At 59.1% G+C, this 21,712-nt stretch carries 24 protein-coding genes and 3 tRNA genes; 5 read left to right on the top strand and 22 right to left on the bottom strand.

Annotated features, from left to right (window positions below):
- The coding region (locus tag JWQ61_RS18100; RefSeq protein ID WP_304361728.1) for a LysR substrate-binding domain-containing protein at positions 1–531 on the top strand (531 nt) is incomplete at its 5' end.
- 142 nt (positions 532–673) lie between these two features.
- On the top strand, positions 674–1,237 hold the full coding sequence (locus JWQ61_RS18095; RefSeq protein WP_304361727.1) for a TetR/AcrR family transcriptional regulator: 564 nt from the start codon (positions 674–676) through the stop codon (positions 1,235–1,237).
- A gap of 11 nt (positions 1,238–1,248) precedes the next feature.
- On the opposite strand, the gene JWQ61_RS18090 is transcribed toward JWQ61_RS18095, so the two are convergent.
- The gene (locus tag JWQ61_RS18090; protein WP_304361726.1) at positions 1,249–1,539 is read right to left on the bottom strand and encodes a zinc-binding dehydrogenase; all 291 of its coding nucleotides are present in this window, start codon (positions 1,537–1,539) and stop codon (positions 1,249–1,251) included.
- 100 nt (positions 1,540–1,639) lie between these two features.
- On the opposite strand from JWQ61_RS18090, the gene JWQ61_RS18085 reads away from it, so the two are divergent.
- Together JWQ61_RS18085 and JWQ61_RS18080 are read left to right on the top strand one after the other, a co-directional pair.
- Positions 1,640–2,506: a LysR family transcriptional regulator gene (locus JWQ61_RS18085; protein ID WP_304361725.1), complete on the top strand. Its 867-nt coding sequence runs from the start codon at positions 1,640–1,642 to the stop codon at positions 2,504–2,506.
- A 151-nt stretch (positions 2,507–2,657) separates the two neighbouring features.
- Positions 2,658–3,350: an alpha/beta fold hydrolase gene (locus JWQ61_RS18080; protein WP_304361724.1), complete on the top strand. Its 693-nt coding sequence runs from the start codon at positions 2,658–2,660 to the stop codon at positions 3,348–3,350.
- A gap of 31 nt (positions 3,351–3,381) precedes the next feature.
- On the opposite strand, the gene JWQ61_RS18075 is transcribed toward JWQ61_RS18080, so the two are convergent.
- Positions 3,382–4,269 carry a DMT family transporter gene (locus JWQ61_RS18075; RefSeq protein WP_120235233.1) on the bottom strand — a complete coding sequence of 296 codons (888 nt, stop codon included), beginning with the start codon at positions 4,267–4,269 and terminating at the stop codon, positions 3,382–3,384.
- A gap of 133 nt (positions 4,270–4,402) precedes the next feature.
- Here JWQ61_RS18075 and JWQ61_RS18070 point away from each other — a divergent pair, with 133 nt between their 5' ends.
- Positions 4,403–4,846: an Lrp/AsnC family transcriptional regulator gene (locus tag JWQ61_RS18070; protein ID WP_120235232.1), complete on the top strand. Its 444-nt coding sequence runs from the start codon at positions 4,403–4,405 to the stop codon at positions 4,844–4,846.
- Positions 4,847–5,181: 335 nt separating this feature from the next.
- Here the strand turns inward: JWQ61_RS18070 and JWQ61_RS18065 are convergent.
- From JWQ61_RS18065 to JWQ61_RS17970, 20 genes are all read right to left on the bottom strand, one after another.
- A tRNA-Gly gene (locus JWQ61_RS18065) sits at positions 5,182–5,257 on the bottom strand.
- A 10-nt stretch (positions 5,258–5,267) separates the two neighbouring features.
- Positions 5,268–5,341, bottom strand: a tRNA-Cys gene (locus JWQ61_RS18060).
- Positions 5,342–5,461: 120 nt separating this feature from the next.
- Positions 5,462–5,537, bottom strand: a tRNA-Gly gene (locus tag JWQ61_RS18055).
- Between the two features lie 127 nt (positions 5,538–5,664).
- Positions 5,665–6,258 carry a CDP-diacylglycerol--glycerol-3-phosphate 3-phosphatidyltransferase gene (gene pgsA / locus JWQ61_RS18050; protein WP_061540860.1) on the bottom strand — a complete coding sequence of 198 codons (594 nt, stop codon included), beginning with the start codon at positions 6,256–6,258 and terminating at the stop codon, positions 5,665–5,667.
- 114 nt (positions 6,259–6,372) lie between these two features.
- Positions 6,373–8,241, bottom strand: coding sequence for an excinuclease ABC subunit UvrC (uvrC, locus tag JWQ61_RS18045; protein WP_304361723.1), 1,869 nt, complete (start codon positions 8,239–8,241; stop codon positions 6,373–6,375).
- 16 nt (positions 8,242–8,257) lie between these two features.
- Positions 8,258–9,304, bottom strand: a complete 1,047-nt coding sequence (gene nagZ / locus JWQ61_RS18040) for a beta-N-acetylhexosaminidase (protein ID WP_304361722.1) — start codon at positions 9,302–9,304, stop codon at positions 8,258–8,260.
- Positions 9,301–9,693, bottom strand: coding sequence for a holo-ACP synthase (gene acpS / locus JWQ61_RS18035; protein ID WP_014006845.1), 393 nt, complete (start codon positions 9,691–9,693; stop codon positions 9,301–9,303). Before acpS ends, nagZ begins: the two co-directional genes overlap by 4 nt.
- Positions 9,694–9,695: 2 nt before the next feature.
- Positions 9,696–10,457: a pyridoxine 5'-phosphate synthase gene (gene pdxJ / locus JWQ61_RS18030; protein ID WP_304361721.1), complete on the bottom strand. Its 762-nt coding sequence runs from the start codon at positions 10,455–10,457 to the stop codon at positions 9,696–9,698.
- Between the two features lie 51 nt (positions 10,458–10,508).
- Positions 10,509–11,375 carry a DNA repair protein RecO gene (recO, locus tag JWQ61_RS18025; RefSeq protein ID WP_304361720.1) on the bottom strand — a complete coding sequence of 289 codons (867 nt, stop codon included), beginning with the start codon at positions 11,373–11,375 and terminating at the stop codon, positions 10,509–10,511.
- 31 nt (positions 11,376–11,406) lie between these two features.
- Positions 11,407–12,327, bottom strand: coding sequence for a GTPase Era (gene era / locus JWQ61_RS18020; RefSeq protein ID WP_061540866.1), 921 nt, complete (start codon positions 12,325–12,327; stop codon positions 11,407–11,409).
- Positions 12,324–13,343, bottom strand: a complete 1,020-nt coding sequence (gene rnc, locus JWQ61_RS18015; RefSeq protein WP_304361719.1) for a ribonuclease III — start codon at positions 13,341–13,343, stop codon at positions 12,324–12,326. Before rnc ends, era begins: the two co-directional genes overlap by 4 nt.
- A gap of 57 nt (positions 13,344–13,400) precedes the next feature.
- Positions 13,401–13,769 carry a DUF4845 domain-containing protein gene (locus JWQ61_RS18010; RefSeq protein ID WP_061540868.1) on the bottom strand — a complete coding sequence of 123 codons (369 nt, stop codon included), beginning with the start codon at positions 13,767–13,769 and terminating at the stop codon, positions 13,401–13,403.
- A 28-nt stretch (positions 13,770–13,797) separates the two neighbouring features.
- Positions 13,798–14,715, bottom strand: coding sequence for a signal peptidase I (gene lepB / locus JWQ61_RS18005; protein ID WP_304361718.1), 918 nt, complete (start codon positions 14,713–14,715; stop codon positions 13,798–13,800).
- Positions 14,712–16,505: a translation elongation factor 4 gene (gene lepA, locus JWQ61_RS18000; protein ID WP_304361717.1), complete on the bottom strand. Its 1,794-nt coding sequence runs from the start codon at positions 16,503–16,505 to the stop codon at positions 14,712–14,714. Before lepA ends, lepB begins: the two co-directional genes overlap by 4 nt.
- 376 nt (positions 16,506–16,881) lie before the next feature.
- The gene (locus JWQ61_RS17995; protein ID WP_304361716.1) at positions 16,882–17,160 is read right to left on the bottom strand and encodes a glutaredoxin family protein; all 279 of its coding nucleotides are present in this window, start codon (positions 17,158–17,160) and stop codon (positions 16,882–16,884) included.
- Positions 17,161–17,273: 113 nt separating this feature from the next.
- A complete protein-coding gene (locus tag JWQ61_RS17990; protein ID WP_304361715.1) occupies positions 17,274–18,683 on the bottom strand; it encodes a DegQ family serine endoprotease in 1,410 nt (469 codons plus the stop codon).
- 111 nt (positions 18,684–18,794) lie between these two features.
- Positions 18,795–19,811, bottom strand: a complete 1,017-nt coding sequence (locus JWQ61_RS17985; RefSeq protein ID WP_304361729.1) for a MucB/RseB C-terminal domain-containing protein — start codon at positions 19,809–19,811, stop codon at positions 18,795–18,797.
- 1 nt (position 19,812) lies between these two features.
- Positions 19,813–20,430 carry a sigma-E factor negative regulatory protein gene (locus tag JWQ61_RS17980; protein WP_304361714.1) on the bottom strand — a complete coding sequence of 206 codons (618 nt, stop codon included), beginning with the start codon at positions 20,428–20,430 and terminating at the stop codon, positions 19,813–19,815.
- Between the two features lie 54 nt (positions 20,431–20,484).
- Positions 20,485–21,087 (bottom strand): RNA polymerase sigma factor RpoE, encoded by a 603-nt coding sequence (gene rpoE / locus JWQ61_RS17975; RefSeq protein WP_014006857.1) that lies wholly within the window; start codon positions 21,085–21,087, stop codon positions 20,485–20,487.
- A gap of 112 nt (positions 21,088–21,199) precedes the next feature.
- Complete coding sequence (locus JWQ61_RS17970; RefSeq protein WP_304361713.1) at positions 21,200–21,682, bottom strand: flagellar hook-length control protein; 483 nt, start codon at positions 21,680–21,682, stop codon at positions 21,200–21,202.
- Positions 21,683–21,712: the final 30 nt, after the last annotated feature.

Below are 21,712 nucleotides of genomic sequence, written 5' to 3'. Positions count from 1 at the left end.
TATCCGGCGCTCAAAGTCCAGCTGTTGCACGGGCCGAACGAAGAGCTGACCGAGCAGGTGCGCACGGGCGAGATCGACGCCGCAATCGTGGTAGAGGTCACGCGCGAAGCATCCGATGGCATGCGCTGGACGCCGTTATACGAAGAACCTTTGATGCTGATCGCCAGCGCCCGCATCACGTCGCCGCGCGCCGAGGTTGCCGCGCTGCTGAAAAGCCAGCCATTCATCCGCTTCAAACGCCATGCGCCGACCGGCATGAAAATCGAACAGGTGTTGCGCAAACTGCGCGTCAAGCCGGACGAAATCATGGAAGTGAACTCGGTGGCCGCGATCGTCGACCTGGTGCGCCAGAATGTCGGCGTCGCGATCCTGCCGCTGCTCAAGCACGCCGACTGGATGCGCGATCCGTCGCTGGTGGTGTTGCCGCTCCCCTACCGCGCGCCGGCACGCGTGATCGGGATGATCGAAAGCGACCGCCAGCCACGGATCACGGCCGTGGTCCGGGAATTGTTGCTGCAATCGCTCAGATGACAGGACCGCATCCATCAATACTCAGCCCGTCCCATGCCGTGCAGCGCCGCCAATTGACAACTTGTTTAGTCTCGCCAGCATCTTGCAAGAGTCAACGGCTGATGACAAAATGTGCCCTGTTGTCCACACAAGGAATAAACCGGTGAAATCACCCACGAGAAATGCAGGCGAAACCCGCGAGCGTATCCTGGCGGCGGCACGCAGATGGTTTTCGCGCGACAACTACCAGAATGTCGGCATCCGCGACATTGCGGCCGACGCCGGCGTCGATGCGGCGCTGGTGAACCGTTATTTCGGGAGCAAGGAAAAGCTGTTTGCGGAAGTGCTGGAAGGCGGCTTCCTGCTGGAAGAACATCTGACTGGAGACCTCGGCGATTTTGGCGCCTACATGGTGGCGCAGATCATGGCAGATGCCGAACCGCAGTCGGATCGGGAGTTCGATGCCTTGCGCGTGCTGTTGCGTGCGGCCGGCAGCCAGCTGACCGCGCCCATCGTCGCCGAACGCTTCCATGCCGAATTCGTGCAGCCGCTGGCAGCACGGCTGCGTGGACATGATGCGGAGTTGCGGGCGGCGCTGGCGGCGTCTTACATCATCGGCCTGGCCACCATGCGCCATGCCCTGCTCTCGCCTTTTCTCCCGCACACCAGCCTGGACCAGGTTGCAGCGCGTGCCGGCAGCGCGATCCAGGCCTGCATCGATTCATAAGCGCAGCCTGCTCAGAATTCGAGGACGGCTTTGCCCCGGCCGCGCCCGGAATATCCATAGTCGATTGCCTGCTGCACGTTATCCAGCTGGAACAGGCGCGACACCTCGACCTTTATTTCGCCGCGCACCACCATCGCTGCCAGCGTAGCCAGCAACTGCGCGTCAGGATGCATCTGGAACCACAGGCCGGTGCGCGCTGCCGGCGTCCGCTGGGCAATCTCGGGCATGGCGACCTGCTCCACGCGAACCTGTTCCGGACCGCCGTAGCTGTGGATGCGTACTGCCTGGTTGATCTTTTCCATGATTTTTCTCCATTCGTTTAGGTGAGATTACAGGTTAGCTGTCTCATTAAATTTTCGATAGACGTTAAAATTTCACGATACGTCTCATAAATGGAACATCATGGACCTCAACGCATTGCAGGAATTCGTACTGATCGCCTCCTGCGGCGGCTTCAGCGCGGCCAGCCGCCAGGCAGGCATCCCCAAGGCCAGCTTGTCGCGCCGGCTCAGGCAGCTGGAGGACACGCTCGGGCTGCGCTTGATCGAGCGCAGCAGCAACGCCTTTCGCCTGACGCCCGAAGGCGAGTCGCTGCGGCAAGGCGCCGCTCCTCTCATGGCCGAACTGGCGCAACTGCAAGAACGCCTGCGCGCCACCGAAGAACCGCGCGGTCCGTTGCGCATCAGCGCTCCTATCCTGCTGGCCCATTCGGTGCTGGGCCGGATGGCGGCGGAATATCGCGCGCGCTACCCGCTGGTGCAACTGGAAATTGTCGGCGAAGATCGTTATGTCGACTTGATCGCCGAAGGATACGACGCCGTGATCCGCGGCAATCCCAGGCCGGACGCGGAATATATCGGCCGCTGTTTTTTGCGGGAACGACAAATGCTGGTGGCGCGCGATGATCCGGGCAAGCTCGGCAGCGCCGCGCGCCTGCCCCTGGTTGGACGTTCGCACCAGGAAAAAAACCTGCAGCTGGCGATCCTGCGCGACGGCCGGAAAATCACGATTGAAACCGAAACCGTGCTGCAGCTGTCTTCACAGCTCATGATCCGCGACGCCGTGCTGGCGGGCGCCGGCGCAGGCGTGCTGCCACCGTCGCTGATACGGCAGGAACTGGAACGCGGCCTGCTGCATGAGATCGGGAGCCTGGCTGGCGTTGAGGTGGAAATCTGGCTGCTGTATTCGAGCCAGCGCCATGTCAGCAGCAGGCTGCGCGCATTTTCCGACCTGCTGCTGGAGACTTTTCCGGACGCCAGGATGATTTGATGCCAGGTTGCCATCGCATATCGCAGCTGTCGGCTGCACACTGAGTCAGGAAGGCACTCACCAGCAGCATGATCCCTCGAATATCTGGGATGGTCCAAGCGACGCCGTCCCGCATTTTCCATCGTCGCCCGATAGCACAGGAGAACGCAATATGACAACGCAGCTCAACATAGTTCTGGTCCATGGCGCATGGGGCGACGGTTCGCACTGGCGCCACGTGATCCCGCCGCTTCATGCAAGGGGATATCGCGTGAGCGCGGTGCAAAACCCGCTCACCTCGCTGGCCGACGACGTCGACCGCACCGCCCGGTTCGCCGCAGCCCAGAACGGGCCGACGCTGCTGGTCGGCCATTCCTACGGCGGCATGGTGATCAGCGGCGCCGGCCATGCGCCGAATGTAGTTGGCATGGTGTACGTCGCCGCCTTTGCCCCCGATGAAGGCGAAACCCCGGGCGGCATTTTCGGCATGCGCGAACCGCCGCCGGGCGCCGCCAGCATAGCGCCGGACGACAACGGTTTCCTGTGGATTGCGGCGGACAAGTTCCGCGACAATTTCTGCCAGGACGTGGATGCAACGGAAGCCCTGGTGATGGCGCTGACGCAAAAGCCGATCGCCGCCCGTTGCTTCGGCGACGCCTCCGGACCGCCGGCCTGGAAGAGCAAGCCGTCCTGGTACCAGGTCTCCAGCAACGACCGCATGATACCGCCCGAAACAGAACGCTGGTTCGCGGAACGCATGAAACCCAGGAAGACCATCGAGCTGGCGGCGAGCCATGCTTCCATGGCCTCGCATCCCGATGAAATAGTCGCCTTGATTGAAGAGGCGGCGCGCGCCCTGGCTTAAGGGCCTCGTTGCAATGCCGCGGCGCCGACGATCACTGCATTTGCACCTTCGGTTTCCACAGCGACCAGCCGAGGTTCATGCCGGCCGCCGCGATCAGGATAGCGGCGGCGCCGGCCAGCTGGCTCAACTGCAGCCGGTGGCCGAAGGCCAGGAAATCTACCGCGATCGCCACGATGGGGTAGATGAACGATAACGATCCGGTCAGGTAGGTCGGCAATTTCTGGATCGCTCCATACAGCAGGATATACATCAGCCCGGTATGCACCACGCCGACCGTCACCAGGATGCTCCACGTGCCGATATCGGAAGGCAGCGCCGATAGGTGCGCAAAAGGCGCCAGCATCAGCATGCCGACGCAGACCTGAACCAGGGCGATCAGGTGCGGCGGCGTGCCGGCCAGTTTCTTGGTGATGATGGCGGCCACCGCGTAGAAAAAAGCCGCGCCCAGCGCCATCAGTATCCCCGCCAGATAATTGCTGCCGCCGTCGGCGGCGCCCGGTTGCGCCAGCACGATCAGCAGCATGCCGCCGAAGGCGATCGCGAGCCAGGTCAGCTTGTTGAGGGTCAGCCGCTCGGAAAAGAACACTGCGCCGAGGCCGACCAGCATGAACGGCTGGGTGTTGTAGACCGCGGTCGAGATCGAGATCGAAGCGTGCGAATAAGAGATGAACAGCAGCAGCCAGTTGATGACGATGGCGACCCCGCCCAGCGCGGCCAGGGCTAGCAGGCGCAAGGTGATGGCGCCGCGCAGCAGACCCATTGCGGCGCAGACGATCAGCAAAGTCGCCGCGCCGAATACGCAGCGCCAGAACACCACGTCCAGCACCGGCTGGCCGGAAACCACGACGAACCAGCCTATGGTTCCCGAAATGATCATGGCTGCGGTCATTTCAACCGTGCCGCTTACCTTCTTGTTCATATAAAGTCTCCGAAAGCCATCAGAGCCTGATAATCTCACTTTACAACTGCATTTTCCATGCTTAATCAAAGGAAATATGCTATCGATACCTAATTATATTAGGCGATATTATCAATATCCGGAGAAATCTAAAATGCTGAACAATGTCGACCAGCGCATCCTCGAAACCCTGCTCAAGGATGCGCGCATTTCGCTGAAAGAACTGGGCCAGCAGGTCGGCCTTTCCTCGCCCAGCGTATCGGAACGGCTGCACCGGCTCGAGGAACGCGGCGTCATCCGCGGCTTCACGGTAGATATCGACCCGCAAGCGCTGGGCTACCAGTTGCAAGCCATCGTGCGCATACGCCCTTTGCCCGGCAAGCTGCAGATCGTCCAGAAACTGATCGAAGACACGCCCGAATTCTGCGAATGCGACAAGGTGACCGGAGAGGATTGTTATATCGCGCGCCTGTTCGTGCGTTCCATCGCCGAGCTGGACCAGGTCATCGACCGCATCGCCGACAAGGCCGAGACCAACACCTCAATCGTCAAGGCGCAGCCGATCAAGCGGCGGCCGCCGCCGTTCAGGGCCGAGTAGCTAAAACGCCGCGACAGCGGACGGCAAAACGACCCGGTTGCAGCTGCAAGCGAGTCGTTAGATAGATACTGCGGCATGCATGTTCGGAAGCATCCTGCACATGCTGGCGGCGCCGGCAGTTTACCGATAAAGGAGAAGACTCCCGGAACCCAGTCCTATCTGGAAAGTGGCCCCGGCGAAAGGTGAATCTACTCTTGTATCGGCAGCTGAGCGGCGGCAAGACTCCGGAAAAACCATGCGCGCAGGAATTCTGCGGGGCAAATCAGGAGAAAATCAAGGCAGGATTTTTTACTGAAACGGCAAGGAAGACATGTTCATCTTCCTTGCCTGGAATATGGAGCGGGAGAAGAGTCTCGAACTCTCGACCTCAACCTTGGCAAGGTTGCGCTCTACCAACTGAGCTACTCCCGCGTATGGAGTCTGGAGGCGGGGGTCGGGATCGAACCGGCGTAAACGGCTTTGCAGGCCGCTGCATAACCACTTTGCTACCCCGCCAGGGGTGTGCCTACTGCAAAATCAGAGCATATTGGCTGGATTGAGTTCAACCAGGCAATACGATCAGCTACTGATTTTACATAAAAAAAGGAAGCTTTTTCCAGCTTCCTTTTTTGAATCTGGAGCGGGAGAAGAGTCTCGAACTCTCGACCTCAACCTTGGCAAGGTTGCGCTCTACCAACTGAGCTACTCCCGCATTTGTTTCTTTTTCTGTATCAACTACAGAGACGACATTATAGTTGTTCTACAGAGATTGTCAACGATTTCGAAAAATTTTCATCACGCATTTTCAAAACACCGCTTCACAACACCGACATTTTACTTCACTGCTTGTTGTTTTCTTTTGCAGCGGTAGTTTCCTTGATCAGCGGCCACGCTTTACGCAAATAATAAAACATGGACCACACCGTCAACACCGCCGCTATCACCAGCAACACCTGTCCCCAGAAACGGGTATCGATGCCAAGCAGGTCGCCATAATACAACAACATCGGGATCGCGACCATCTGTGCCGTGGTTTTAATTTTACCGATCGAACTGACCGCCACCGATTTCGATGCGCCGATTTGCGCCATCCATTCGCGCAAGGCGCTGATCGCAATCTCGCGGCCGATGATCACAAACGCGATGATCGGATCGACCCGCCCCAGGTGCACCAGCACCAGCAAGGCGCCGGCGACCATCAGCTTGTCGGCGACCGGATCCAGGAAAGCGCCGAAGGCCGAAGTCTGGTTCCAGCGCCGCGCCAGGAAACCGTCGAACCAGTCAGTCACCGCAGCGACGATAAAAATGATGGTGGACGCCAGGCCCAGCTGTAGCGTCGAAAAACCGAGGTCAGGCAGATAGAAAACGCCGACCACCAACGGTATCAAGGCAACCCGCAACCAGGTCAGTAAAATCGGAATATTGAATGGCATAAATAAGGCATAAAAAATTTTATAGGTAAGGAGCCAACTGTTCGTATTTTAATTATCTAGGAGTATGCCGCAGTTGGGAAACAAAACCTGCAAAAGCAACAATCAATGCAACACTCAATGGAGCTGCTTGTAGATTTCCTCCGCCAGCAGCCGCGATATGCCTTCAACCGAGGCGATATCCTCGATGCTGGCGTCCGCCACCCCTCGCAGGCCGCCGAAACGCGCCAGCAGTTTCTGGCGGCGTTTGGCGCCGATCCCTTCGATCTCCTCCAGCCGCGAACTCTGGCGCGCCTTGGCCCGCTTGGCGCGCATGCCGGTGATGGCGAAGCGGTGCGCCTCGTCGCGGATCTGCGCGATCAGCATCAGGGCCGCCGATTCCTTGCCCAGTTCGCGCGCGGCGCGGCCGTCGGCGAAGATCAGCGTTTCCAGTCCGACCTTGCGCCCTTCGCCCTTGGCGACGCCGACGATCAGGCCGATATCCAGCCCCAGTTCCGCCAGCACCTGGCGCGCCATTTCCACCTGTCCCTTGCCGCCGTCGATCAGCACGATGTCGGGCATAACACCGTCGCCGTTGGCCACTTTTTCGTAGCGCCGCATCAGCACCTGGCGCATCGCAGCGTAGTCGTCGCCGGGCGTGATGTCCTTGATGTTGTAGCGCCGGTATTCGCCGTTTTGCATAGCGTGATGATGGAACACCACGCAGGACGCCTGGGTCGCCTCGCCCGAGGTGTGGCTGATGTCGAAGCATTCGGCGCGCAAGCTGTCGATATCCTCGACTTCAAGCCCGAGCACTTCCACCAGCGCGCGCGTCCTCGACTGCTGCGAGCCCTGCTCCGAGAGCAACCTGGCGAGCGAAATCTCGGCGCCCTTGTGCGCCATCTCCAGCCACTGCCGGCGCTGCCCCTGCGGCTGGAACAGCAGGTTGATGCGATGGCCGCATTGCTCCATCAGCGCCACCATCAGGGCCGGTTCGTCGAATTCGATATTCAGGATCAGGGTGCCGGGAATGAAGGTATCGATGTAATGCTGCGCCATGAAGGCTTTGAGCACGGCGACTTCCATGGTTTCGCTCGCTGCTTCTTCCGGGCTCGACAGCACGCCGTCGACATGGCTTGGAAAATACGCGCGGTCGCCCAGGTGGCGGCCGCCGCGCACCATTGCCAGGTTGACGCAGGCGCGCCCGCCCTGGACGATGACGGCGACGATATCGATATCGCTGTCGCCCACGGTTTCCATGCTTTGCTGATGCAGTACGCGCGACAGCGCGGTGATCTGGTTGCGCACCGCCGCCGCCTGCTCGAACTTCAGCTCGGCAGCGTAGGCGTGCATCTTTTTATCCAGCGTCGACAATACTTCGGTCTGGCGGCCGCGCAGGAACTTGGCGGCGTTGTCGACATCGGTCAGGTAATCCTCATGGCTGACCAGCTTCACGCAAGGCGCGCTGCAACGCTGGATCTGGTGCAGCAGGCAAGGCCGGGTACGGTTGGCGAAAACGCTGTCTTCGCAGGTGCGCAGCAAGAACACCTTCTGCAGGATCTGCATCGATTCCTTGACTGCCCAGGCATTCGGGAACGGGCCGAAATACTGGTTCTTTTTATCCACCGCGCCGCGGTAGTACGCCATGCGCGGATATTCCTGGCCGCTGATTTTCAGGTAAGGATAGGATTTGTCGTCGCGGAACAGGATGTTGTAGCGCGGCTGCAGCGACTTGATCAGGTTGCTTTCCAGGATCAAGGCTTCCGCTTCGCTGCGCGTCACCGTCGTCTCCAGCCGGGCGATGCGCTCGACCATCATGGCGGTGCGCGGGCTGGCGAGATTCTTCTGGAAATAGCTCGAGACCCTCTTCTTCAGATCGCGCGCCTTGCCGACATACAGGATATTGTCGGCTGCATCGAAATAGCGGTACACGCCGGGCAGGTTCGGCAGCTTGGCGACGGTCTCCAGCACCACCGCGCGCGGATCGGGAATTTCAGCTTCAGTCATGATGCCAGATCATACATTACGAGAGCGCTTGCACCAGCGACCTGGCGGCCAGATAACGCGCATCGGCCTGCAATGTTTCCCAGTCCATCGCCGCCGTTTGCGGCACCAGGGCCGTCAGGCGTGCGCGGGATGCCGCCGAGGCGCCGCTCGCCAGTCCCGCTAGCAGCTGATCGGCTTTGTCCGGCGAATTGCAGATCAGGACCACGTCGCAGCCTGCCGCCAACGCAGCCTTGGCGCCGTCCAGCACGCCGCCGGCCGAACCGGCCGCTTCCATGCTCAAATCGTCGCTGAAAACCACGCCGTTGAAACCGATCTTTTGGCGCAGGATGGTCAGCCATTTTTTTGAAAAGCCGGCTGAGTGCTTGTCGACCTTGGAATAAATCACATGCGCCGGCATCACCGCCGCCAGGCTCATGCCGAGCCAGTCGTAAGGCTTGATGTCTTCTTCCATGATCTGCGCCAGGCTGCGGTCGTCGACCGGCAGCGACGAATGGGAGTCGCCATGCACATAACCGTGGCCGGGAAAATGCTTGCCGCAGTTAGCCATGCCGGCCAGCGCCAGGCCGTGGTTCAGGCTTTTCGCCAGCAAGGTGACGACGCGCGGATCGCGGTGGAAAGCGCGTTCGCCGATCACGCTGGAGTCGCCATAATCGAGATCCAGCACCGGCGTAAACGATAAATCGACGCCGCAGGCGCGCAGCTCGCTGGCCAGCACGAAACCCAGCGCGGTCGCTGTTTCGACAGCGCCCAGCACATCGCGGTCCCATTGCTGCCCGAGCAGGCGCATCGCCGGCAGGCGGGTAAAACCGTCGGTCCTGAAACGCTGCACCCGGCCGCCTTCATGATCGACCGCGATCAGTATGCCGGGACGCGCCGCATGAATCGCAGCGGTCAAAGCCGTCAGCTGGGCACGGTCCTGGTAGTTGCGCGTGAACAGGATCACGCCGCCGGTGAGCGGATGCCGGATGCGGCGGATATCGTCCGCGCTCAGGCTGGCGCCGACCACGTCCAGCATGACCGGGCCGAGCTCCGCCAGTTTTTCCGTGTGACTCTCACTGCTCATAATTTCTCCACAATGACGAAAGCGACCGCGTATTCCACTTCATCGGTAATCGATACTTGGGCGGTCAGCCCCCTGCTTTGCATGTATTCTTCCAGCGCCGGATTGACCACGACGACCGGCTTGCCGCTGGGGGCGTTCAAGGTTTGCATGGCGCGCCAGGTCATCGGCATCTTCATGCCCAGCCCGAGCGCCTTGGAAAACGCTTCCTTGGCCGCAAAACGGGTCGCCAGGAAACGGATGCCGCGCGCCTCTACCTTGGCTTTACGCTGCAGGTATTTTTCCATTTCCTGGGGACCCAGGATTTTTTCGGCAAAACGGTCGCCGTTGCGTTGCAGTGCGGCCGCTATGCGCGGGATCTGGATGATGTCGGTGCCGATGCCGTAGATCATGGTTAACCTTTGCCTAGACGTGCTTTCACCATCAAGGCCTTCATTTCGCTGACGGCGGCTTTCCAGCCGACGAACACGGCGTGCGCCACGATGGCGTGGCCGATGTTCAGCTCAGCGATATCGGGAATCGCGGCAATGGCCTGGGTATTGGTGTAATGCAGGCCATGGCCGGCATTGACCTTGAGGCCGCGCTTGACGCCCTCCTGCACCGCGATCTGCACCCGCTCGAGCTCGCTGCGCTGCCCTGCTTCGTCATGCGCTTCGGCGTAGCGCCCGGTATGCAGTTCGATCACCGGCGCGCCGATTTCGGCCGCGGCCTGGATCTGGTCGGCTTCCGGATCGATGAACAGGCTGACGCGTATGCCTTCCGCCTGCAGCTGCCGCACCGCTGCCTGCACCTGGGTAAAATACTTGACGACATCGAGGCCGCCTTCGGTGGTCAGCTCATGCCGGCGCTCCGGCACTAGGCAAGAATCCTCGGGCTTGATCTTGCAGGAAAAATCGATCATTTCCTGGGTCACCGCCGCTTCCAGGTTCATCCGCGTGCGCAGTTGCGGCCGGATGAGTTCGACGTCGGCATCCTTGATGTGGCGCCGGTCTTCGCGCAGATGCAAGGTGATCACATCGGCGCCCGCCTCTTCCGCCTGCAATGCCGCTTGCAGCGGATCGGGGTAAGTGGTGCCGCGCGCATTGCGCAAGGTGGCGACGTGGTCGATGTTGACGCCAAGGTCGATCACAGCGGAGGTAGGATTGAGATAGCTCATCGTATGCTCAGGTAATGGGATTGGATTTATCGGCGGCAGTCATCTGTGCGTTTACAACTGCATCAGGTCGATCAGGATCTGCCGCGTGTTCAATGGCGCGCCGCCCAGGTGGTGGGCCAGCAGGAAGCGCATCAGAACCTTGCTCTGGGCCTGGGTGACGACATCGCTGTAGTCTTCCCGCTCCATGTCGAGCAAGGTCTTGCCGCTGACGCGCGGCCAGGAATCGGCCGCGCGCGCAATGCGCGGACCGCGTTCGGGATCGACTACATAATTTTCAACGGGATCGACCGGCTGGCGGCTGCTGGTGCAGCGGGTGAAATCACCGGCGACCCCGGTCTGCTTGAGCAGCGCCCTTTCAAACTGGCGCAGGACGATGGGCGCCGGTTCCTGGTGCGCCAGCTGGTTCAGCGTGGTGACGTAGTGATCGAACAGTAGCGCGTGCGGATCGTCGCGCGCCACCAGCTTGACCAGCAGTTCATTCAGGTAGAAACCGCATAGCAATGCCGATTTTTCCAAAGGCAACAAGCCGCCTACCCATTCGGCGGCAATCAGGGTGCGGATTTCGGATTTTCCGCTCCAGCTGAGCGAGAGCGGCTGGAAGGTTTGCAAGACGCCGCGCAATTTCGACAAAGGGCGTTTGGCGCCTTTGGCGACCAGCGCGATGCGGCCGTAATCGCGGCTGAAGACATCGATGATCAGGCTGGTTTCGCGGTGCGGGTAGCTGTGCAGCACGAAACCGGGCTGGCCTGTGACACGGGTATCGAGCGGCCGCGCCCGGCGTTTCGGCGGGCCGGAAGCTGCGGCGCCGCCGATGACGGCGATCAGCTGCTCTTCTGTCGCGCTGGACGGCATGGCTGTTGCTCCAGCTGTTTTTCCAGCGACTTCTGCGGCGGTGTCGTCAGCGATGATGGCGCTCATGCTCAGTGGAGTGTGGATGCTGGCTGCGGGCTTACTCGTAGCCGTAGGCGCGCAATCCTGCTTCATTGTCGGCCCAGCCGGATTTCACCTTGACCCAGATTTCCAGGTAGACCGGACCGCCGAACAGGCGCTCCATGTCGAGCCGGGCCTGGGTGGAAATATCCTTGAGGCGGGCGCCCTTCTGCCCGATCACCATCGATTTGTGAGTGTCGCGCTCGACCAGGATCGCCGCAAACACGCGGCGCAGGTTGCCTTCCAGCTCGAACTTCTCGATCAGGACAGTGCTGGTATATGGCAGTTCATCGCCGACAAAACGGAATACTTTTTCACGCACGATCTCGGCGGCCAGGAATTTCTCGCTGCGGTCGGTGATGTCGTCTTCGCCGAACATCGGCGGATTGGCCGGCAGGTGCTTGCGGATTTCGCCTTGCAGGTTATCCAGCTGGAAGCGCAGCTTGGCCGAGACCGGCACCACCGCGGCGAAATCGCGCATGGCGGCGATTTTCTGTGCGAACGGCAGCAGCACAGCCTTGTCCTTGACCCGGTCCGACTTGTTGATGACCAGGATGCAAGGCACGTTGGCCGGCAGCAAAGCCATCACTTGCTGGTCAGCCGGGCCAAACGTGCCGGCTTCGATGATGTACAGGATGACGTCGGCAGCGGTCAGCGTCGTGGTTACGGTGCGGTTCAGCGTCTTGTTCAGCGCATTCGAATGGCGCGTCTGGAAACCCGGCGTATCGACATACACGAACTGCGTGTCGGCCACGGTCTGGATCCCGGTAATCCGGTGGCGCGTGGTCTGCGCCTTGCGCGACGTAATGCTGACCTTGGCGCCGATCAGCTCGTTCATCAAGGTCGACTTGCCTACGTTGGGGCGACCGACAATAGCTATGTAGCCGCAACGGAAATCGGTTGCAGCATCAGTCGATGCCTGGGGTGTAGAGTCTGTCATGCGGTTTTCGATTTACTCGTAGTATGGGGTGTTGCATTGGATGGAGCTGCCGCCGGGGTTGGGGCAGCGGCGGCGACGGTTTCCGCAGCCTGGCTGCCTGCCTTGGATGGGGCGGCCATTTCAGCGCTGCCGTTGGCGGCAGGCACGTGCGCCTTGGCAGGCGCCTTGGCTGCTGCGACCTCGACCAGGACTTTGTCCTTGGCCGGGGCAGCTGGTTTGACTGCATCGTCCGGCGCGACTTCAGGTGCGGCTGCAGGCGCATCCGGCTGGATCGTCGCGATCCCGCTCAATTTCAATTGCGCGGTGCGCGGCTTGGCTTTGCGCGGCGCTGACGGCGCTTTCACGAATGCTTTTTGCACGGCTTCCAGCGCCAGCTTGGCGGCGGCCTGCTCGCCGGCGCGGCGGCTGCCGCCGTTGCCGAAGACCTGGATATCCAGCTTCGGCACCAGGCATTCGATTTCGAATTCCTGGTTGTGCGCGGCGCCGTGCGTGGCCACCACGTTATATTGCGGCAAGGCGATCTTTTTCCCTTGCAGGTACTCCTGCAGCAGGGTCTTGGCGTCCTTGCCGAGGGTCTTGGGATCAACCGTATCGAGGATCGGAATATACAAGGCGCGGATCACGTCGCGTGCGGCATCGAAACCGGCGTCCAGGAAAATCGCGCCGAACAGCGCTTCCAGCGTATCGGCCAGGATCGAAGGCCGGCGGAAGCCGCCGGATTTCAACTCACCCTCGCCCAGGCGCAGGAATTGCGACAATTCCAGCCTTTGCGCGATTTCATACAGCGATTGCTGCTTGACCAGGTTGGCGCGCACCCGCGACAGGTCGCCCTCGTCTATCTTGGTGTAGCGGTCGAACAACAACGAAGCGACAACGCAGTTCAGGATCGAATCGCCGAGGAATTCCAACCGTTCGTTATGCAAGGTGCTATGGCTGCGATGCGTCAAGGCCTGCTGCAATAACGTAGCATCCTTGAAAGTGTGGCCTAGCCGATTCTGCAATAACATGAGGTCCATTTTTCCGTCGACGTTTACGGTTGTCGTCCGCTGTGATTCTGCTTCGTTCAACACCGATCAAGACTTGGCGGTGCTGCCCGCGTAATCGATCAACAAGCTGACAGGCCCGACCAGCGGGATTTTTTTCTGGTACGCAAAGCTGATCTGGATATCGTCGCCATTCTTGGTGATTTCCAGGTCCTTGCCTGAAATCGCGTCGATATAACCGACCTCGGCCTGCTTGTTGAACGCATTCTGGATTTCCTGCACCGTGGTGCCGGCTGTCCGGGCGCTGGCTATCGCTTTCTTGATCGAAAAATATTCGATCGTGGTCGGCGTCACCTTGGCGATCAGCACGCCGATACAGCCGAGAACCGCCAATATGACGATCAGGCCGAATAATGTAATGCCCTGCTGCTTCCGTGTAGATCCGGAAATTCTTGTCATCCCTGACTCCGCAATGGTTTTAAATGGTTTATTTAAAGAAAGTGCCGATACGCTTGAAATTACCCAGGTTCATCCAGACCAAAAATGCTTTTCCAACAATATTCTCATCCGGTACAAATCCCCAGTACCGGCTGTCTTCGCTGTTATCCCGATTATCCCCCATCATGAAATAATTTCCAGCAGGAACGGTACAGGTAAAACCTTCGGGATTATAGGAACAGGCGTCCTTGTTAGGGAAATCCATCACACTTTCCAGCGAAATCGGCGGCCGGCCGCTGCGTACTGCGATCGTATGTTGCACGTTTGACAGGTTTTCCGTGAATTGCTGGGAGTAATCCAGGCTGTCTTCATTCAGGTAGTCCGGCAACGGCGCATAAGAAAGAGCTTGACCGTTAATCGTTAAGCGCTTGTTTTGGTAAGTTATTTTATCACCGGGCACCCCAACCACGCGCTTGATGTAATCGAGCGACATATCCTTGGGATATTTGAACACCATCACGTCGCCGCGCTGCGGCTTATTCACTTCGATCACTTTTTTGTTCAGGATCGGCAGGCGGATACCGTACGTAAACTTGTTGACCAGGATCAGGTCGCCCACCAGCAGGGTCGGCACCATCGAACTGGACGGGATCTTGAACGGTTCGTACAGGAACGAGCGCAGGAAGAACACCATGGCGATCACCGGGAAAAAGCTGCCGGAATATTCGACCCAGGTCGGCTGGCGCAGCAGGTTCGCTTCCAGCGCCGCGCGGCCGCTGTTCTCCAGCTTGATGCCATCGGCGCTCAGCTTGGCGTTGCGGGCGTCGAACTCGGCCAGGGCGGCGTCGGCCTTGGCGCGCCGCTGCCGGCTCAGGTAGAAGCGGTCAAAAAACCAGATGATGCCGGTGACAACGGTCAAGACAAACAGGATTAATGCGAAATTTCCTAAAATTGATTGCAATGTCATTTTTCATCCACTTGTAAGATTGCCAGGAATGCTTCTTGCGGGATCTCGACGGAACCCACCTGCTTCATCCGTTTTTTACCGGCCTTCTGCTTTTCCAGCAATTTGCGCTTGCGGCTGATATCGCCGCCGTAGCATTTCGCCAGCACGTTCTTGCGCAAGGCCTTGACGTTCTCGCGCGAAATGATGTTGGCGCCGATCGCCGCCTGGATGGCGACGTCGAACATCTGGCGCGGAATCAGTTCGCGCATCTTGGCGGCGACTGCACGGCCACGGTACTGGCTGTTGGCGCGGTGCACGATGATCGCCAGCGCATCGACTTTTTCGCTGTTGATCAGCATGTCGACCTTGACCACGTCGGCCGAACGGTATTCCTTGAATTCGTAATCCATCGAGGCATAACCGCGCGAGGTCGATTTCAGGCGGTCGAAGAAATCGAGCACCACCTCCGCCATCGGGATTTCATAGGTCAGCTTGACCTGCTTGCCGTGGTAGCTCATGTCGACCTGCTGCCCGCGCTTCTGGGTGCAGAGCGTGATGACCGAGCCGACATACTCCTGCGGCATGTACAGGTTGACGGTGACGATAGGCTCGCGCACCTCTTCGATATTCGACGGGTCCGGCATCTTCGACGGATTGTCCACCAGCATGATGGTGCCGTCGCGCTTCACTACTTCGTAGATCACGGTAGGCGCGGTGGTGATCAAGTCCATGTCGAACTCGCGCTCCAGCCGTTCCTGGACGATTTCCATGTGCAGCAAACCGAGGAAGCCGCAACGGAAGCCGAAACCCAGCGCCTGCGATACTTCAGGTTCGTACTGCAGGGCAGCGTCGTTCAGCTTGAGTTTTTCCAGCGAGTCGCGCAGCGCATCGTACTGGTTCGCCTCGACCGGGAACAGGCCGGCGAACACTTGCGGCTGCACTTCCTTAAAACCGGGCAAGGCCGCGGCTGCGGGCCTGGTGGCCAGGGTGACAGTATCGCCGACCTTGGCTGCCTTCAGCTCTTTGATACCGGCGATGATGAAACCCACCTGGCCGGCGGACAACGATTCGCGGGCCTGCGATTTAGGGGTGAACACGCCGACGCTTTCGGTCAGGTGCTGGGAACCGGTGGCCATCAGCAGGATCTTGTCCTTGGGACGCAAGGTGCCGTTCTTGATACGCACCAGCATCACGACGCCGACATAGTTGTCGAACCAGGAGTCGACAATCAGGGCCTGCAAAGGAGCATCCGGATCGCCTTTCGGCGGCGGCACCTTGACTATCAGCGATTCCAGCACTTCGCGCACGCCAAGGCCGGTCTTGGCCGAGCAATGCACTGCATCGTGGGCGTCAATCCCGATCACATCTTCGATTTCGGCAATCGCGTTGTCAGGATCGGCGGAAGGCAGGTCGATCTTGTTCAGCACCGGCACCACTTCCACGCCGAGATCGAGCGCGGTATAACAATTGGCCACGGTCTGGGCTTCTACCCCTTGCGAGGCGTCGACCACCAGCAGCGCGCCTTCGCAGGCCGACAGCGAACGGCTGACTTCGTAGCTGAAGTCGACGTGGCCCGGGGTATCGATCAGGTTCAGGTTGTAGATCTGGCCATCCAGCGCCTTGTAGGACAGCGCCGCGGTCTGGGCCTTGATCGTGATGCCGCGCTCGCGCTCGATATCCATGGAGTCGAGCACCTGGGCTCCCATTTCACGATCAGACAAGCCGCCGCAAGATTGGATGATGCGGTCCGCCAGGGTGGATTTACCGTGGTCGATGTGGGCGATGATGGAGAAATTACGGATGTTGTTCATTGACAGACGCGATTACAAAAAAAGCGCTCTGAGCCGGGCTCGGTACAGTGTTCCGCATTTCACGAAACCTTGCACCTGTGTCCCAGGCGAGCGCCTTTTATGACAGGTTATTCAGTGCCGCCATTTTACCGGATTTCAGAGGGGAAAACCGACAAATCAAAGGCCTGAAGATATTGCCATCCAGTATAACAAGGAAAGCGTTTTATCAACATACTCCTACAAGTATCTTAAAAGCACCTTAAAACAAGGGCTGCAAGAGCCTCTTTTCATGTTTGGCGGCAGGAGTATGCGGAAAATTGTTTCTTTTTAACAAATAAAAATTGCCATATCGTCATGCATTCCGATGCCTGGGCCGCGGCAGCTCAACCGCCCTCGTCTAGGCGACCCCGCCCAAAAAAGCCCTTGCCGCATCGACATCGAGAAAATAATGGCAAAGCTGCACGGCCGGCTGGCCATCCCTAACCCCGGCAAGCACAGGGACCAGCTCATCGTACCTGGCCACCAACTCGGGATCCGCATCGACATCGATCAATTCGACCGTGAACCAGCCCGAGGCGTTTTCATCGGAGGCCTGCAAAGCCAGCAGCGCCTGCAGCATGTCTTCACAGAGATGGCAGTAGGAACGGTTATACAGAATGAAATGCGGTTTTGACATGAATACTCCAGAACCTGGCAAATACGGCAATTCCGCAGCGGCCGCGAGCCGGTAAAAACAAAAAGCTGCAAGCCTCTACGGCCTGCAGCTTCAGACTATCGCGCTCAGCGCAATCAGTTGCTTGGACGCAGCGGCACGAATTGCGACGACTCGCCACGGCGCACCAGCAGCACCGCCATTTTCTTCGGCTCCAGCTTGGCGACCAGGGCGTTGAACTGCTTGGCGTCCTTGATATCGGTATTGTTCAGACGCTGCACCACGTCGCCGGCGCGCAGGCCGACCCGCGCCGCACTGCCCTCGGCGGTCTCGATCAGCACGCCGCCATCCACGCCCAGCTCTTTCTTCTTGGCGTCGCTCAGATCGCTCACCGTCAAGCCCAGCGCATTGGCAACCTGCTCCTTCTTCGGCTTGGCGTCATCGTCGGTGGCGACTTTGTCGGCTGCCAGTTCGGTGATCGTGATCGGGAAGTCGCGGCTGCTGCCCTTGCGCCAGACGCTGATGGTGCCGCGCGCGCCCGGCTTGGTATTGCCGACCAGACGCGGCAAATCGTTAGCCTTGTCGATCGCCACGCCATTGAATTTCAAGATGATGTCGCCGGCTTGCAGGCCAGCCTTGGCCGCCGGTCCGTCAGCTTCGACCCTGGCCACCAGCGCGCCCTCGGCCTTGGGCAAGCCCAGCGATTCAGCGACATCCTTGGTCACTTCGCCGATCTGCACGCCGATCCGGCCGCGAGTCACCTTGCCCGATGCCTTCAACTGGTCCGACACGCGCATGGCTTCGTCGATCGGCACCGCAAACGAAATTCCCATGAAGCCGCCGGAGCGGCTATAGATCTGCGAGTTGATGCCGACCACTTCGCCGCGCATATTGATCAGGGGACCGCCGGAATTGCCGGGGTTGACCGCGACGTCGGTCTGGATCAGCGGCAGGTAGTCGCCGGTGTCGCGCGCTTTCGCCGAAATGATGCCGGCGGTCACAGTGTTTTCCAGGCCGAACGGCGAACCGATCGCCAGCACCCATTCGCCGGCCTTGATCTTGTCGGAATCGCCCATCGTCAGGCGCGGCAGGTTGGCGCCGTCGATTTTCAGCAAGGCGACGTCGCTGCGGGTATCGGCGCCGATCACCTTGGCCTTGAATTCGCGCTTGTCGGTCAGCGTCACATACACTTCGCTGGCGCCGTCGATCACGTGGGCGTTGGTCATGACATAACCGTCGGCCGAAATCACGAAACCGGAACCGACGCCGCGCGGCACTTCTTCCTGCTGCTTGGGATCAGCCTTGCGGCCGCGCTGGCCAGGAACCTGGGGGCGCGGCATGTTGGGAATCGGGACGCCGAAAAAGCGCCGGAAAAAATCCTGCATTTCGTCGTCGCTGGGGTCGCCGGAATCACCCTGGCCGGCGCCGCCTTTGACTTTTTCAGTGGTGCGGATATTGACTACCGCAGGGCCGGTCTTTTCGACGATGTCGGTAAAGTCCGGCAGTCCGGATACCGGCGCGGCGATCGCCTGGGGGCCGATGCCCATCACGGCGGGAACAAAAAAAGTGGCTGTAAGAGGTGCAATACCAACGACAGCGACAACCATTGCAGATAAAACGGAACGAAGCGGAACCGCCATTTTCGTAGTCATAGGGTTTTATTTGTTTTTGAGTTCAATCGAATTCGCCACCTGCCTCATCGCCGCAGGCGGCACATCGCCCACAATCGTCAGCCAATAATCGCCTTGCCGCTTGCCGACGATATTCAATGCTCCCTGCTGCAAGGATCCTTCAGTACGGCTCTGGCTGCCTGGCTCGATAAAGATCGAAATCGCCACCAGTCCATCAGAAAAAATCAGCTGCGACACCTCGCGCCGCATTGCCGCCGCGCCGGCAGCACCCTTGGCCGGCGGCGCATCGGCCACCATGCGCTTGAGTTCGCGTACTTTCTTGAAACCGGGAGGCATGCCGGTAACCGTCCATTCGTTCAGGTTGGCCGGATTGATCACGTTGCTTTCCGTGTGCCAGGAGCTGGTGTTGCCGAAGCTCGGCTTGACGTGACTGTGATCGATGTTGCCTATGCCGATCTGGGTAAAGGAAATCTGCTCGACGATCTCGTTCTTGCCGTTCAGCGTCTGCGCCCGCAACAGCAGGCCGGAATTTTTTTCCGCCCACAGCTTGTAGCCGTAGCGCATATTGTCTTTAGGCTCCAGCAGCACGGCCTGGCAATCGAAACCGGCAACCCGCCCGGTCTCGCCCATTTTGACATTGTAATAATCGGTCAGGTCGGCCGGCAACGCCGCCAGGATGGCAGGGAAACCGTCTTGCGTGACGCGCTTCTCGACTATCTTGGTGCGGGTCTCCGGCATGTAGCACGTAACATCCTCGTTACGCCGGATATATTCGCGCGGCTGGCCATCGAGAATCTCCAGTTTCTCTACTTCATTCCGGCCTTCCAGCACATGCGTGATACGCGAGGTGCGTATCTGGTTCGCCTGTTGATAGATGAAAGTACCCGAATAATTCAGCTTTTGCGCCGCCGACTGGATTTTTTTCAACAGCGCCTGCGCCTCCTGCTTGTCAGCCGCGTTTGCAGCATCGGTGCTTTCCGCATGCGCGGAAAGCACCATAACCAGCGACAGAACGACTCCCAGCAAGACCCGCGTCTGCCGCATGTTAGTTATTAGCATCAGGGGCAAATGTGGCCGGCCGTGCGTATTGCGCAGCGCTATAAAGGGAAGGAGAGAAACGTTGATGGGCCGTCAGATATTCATCCATCCGCGAATCCCGCAGCACCACTCCGGAATGCGTGACGACATGATCGTCGCTGACCGCGGAAGCAGACGCCAGGGCCAGCTGCGGAGCCGCCGACGGACCGCTGACCATCGCCGTCTGCGGCGTGATGATGAACGCTGCAGCCGCTACCGCAGCCGCCGCCATGCCTGGCAGGGCAAAGCGCTTGATCGAACGTCTGACGCCTATTCCACCGACGTGTACAGGCTGGCCGCCACCGACAGCAATCTGTTCCGACGGCTGCGCAGTGACGGCCAAGGGCGCGGCAATGATAGCCGGCTCAGCCTCCAGCCGCGCCGCCATGCGGGCGGAAAAATCCGCACTCATGGTCAACGCCATATCGTCCGAACGCATGATGTCGCCTATCTGGTGATAGACGTCCCACGTGTCGCGGCCATCCGTTTGACGCAAAGCCGCCAGCGCCATATCCACATAGGCGTTGGACAATTCCCCGTCAGCCAAGGCAGATATCTGCTCTTGGGTTATATCTTTGGTATTCATAAGTCACCTTAAAACCTGGCCAACCCCTTCGTTCCCGAAAAACCGCTATCTTTTTTACCAACGTTTGTCGATGGCCGTATCCAGCAATGGCCTCAACTTATCTGCGATAGCTTCCCGTGCTCTGAATATCCGACTGCGTACCGTTCCTATCGGACATCCCATTGCTTCTGCAATTTCGTCATAACTCAATCCCTCAATCTCGCGCAAGGTAATCGCCGTACGCAGTTCTGCCGGCAACGCCTCCATCGCAGTATTCACGGTTTGTGCTATCTGCTTGGTGGCCAGCAAGGATTCTGGAGTGTTTATATCCCTTAGTTGCTCGCCATCGTCAAAAGTTTCTGCTTCCTCTGAATTTGCCTCGGTTGAGGTGGGCGCCCTGCGCCCTTGCGTCACAAGATAGTTCTTAGCAGTATTAATGCCAATCCGATACAGCCAGGTATAAAAGGCCGAGTCGCCCCTAAACTGAGGCAGCGCCCGGTAAGCCTTGATAAAGGCTTCCTGCACAACATCCTCGGCTTCTGCCTGGTCGCGCACCAGCCGCGAAACAAGACGCATCAGCTTGCGTTGGTATTTAATAACCAAGAGCTCGAACGCCTTCTTATCGCCACGCTGTACACGCTCGACAAGCAGTTGATCAATTTCGCGTTCTGTCGTCAATCCCCATTCCCTTGTTTTGTTGCGACTTGCATACGGGCGCGGAAATAGATAGTAAGCAATAACAAAAGTTCAATAACATGCTTATTCATTATCCAATCCAGAGAGTCCCGCCTTATTCGCCCGCGTTCGCCTGTGATGCAATCCAGCGACATGCCACGGATAAATTTCTGAAAGTATCGTGAGACACACAATCAGGCAGTATAGCGATTGTTCGGACCGAGCCGCTATCCAATCGAAGGCGCAGCAGCAGTAAATGTGACCAGAGAGTAGTGCCTTCAAGCAATTTCGCTGGCGATGGTATCTGTTTTGCAGTGGGCAGGGCGTGCTTGATTGCCATATCGGCAATCCTGATGCGGCCGCTTCCGGAAATATCGATGTGAACCGCATGCCTGCTACGATAGTAGCGCGTTATTCCGTAAATAGCCGCTGCCAAACACAGCAAGGCCAGAGCAAGGCGCTCGGATAACGCTAGATCGCCGACTGCGCCGACGGCAATCAGGACGCCTGTCGATGCGACCAGCAGACATTGCAGGCCAACCAGCGCCGACAATACCCTGGAGGGCTGGATCACGGCTGACAGGGAGATCGACATCATGACGAGCTTAAAACGAATTTCGAACCGGCA

This window comes from Collimonas fungivorans (genome assembly GCF_028292705.1).
Lineage (GTDB): Bacteria > Pseudomonadota > Gammaproteobacteria > Burkholderiales > Burkholderiaceae_D > Collimonas > Collimonas fungivorans_B.
The sequence above is the reverse complement of the archived record's forward strand: the minus strand, read 5'-3'. Positions and strand labels throughout refer to the sequence as shown.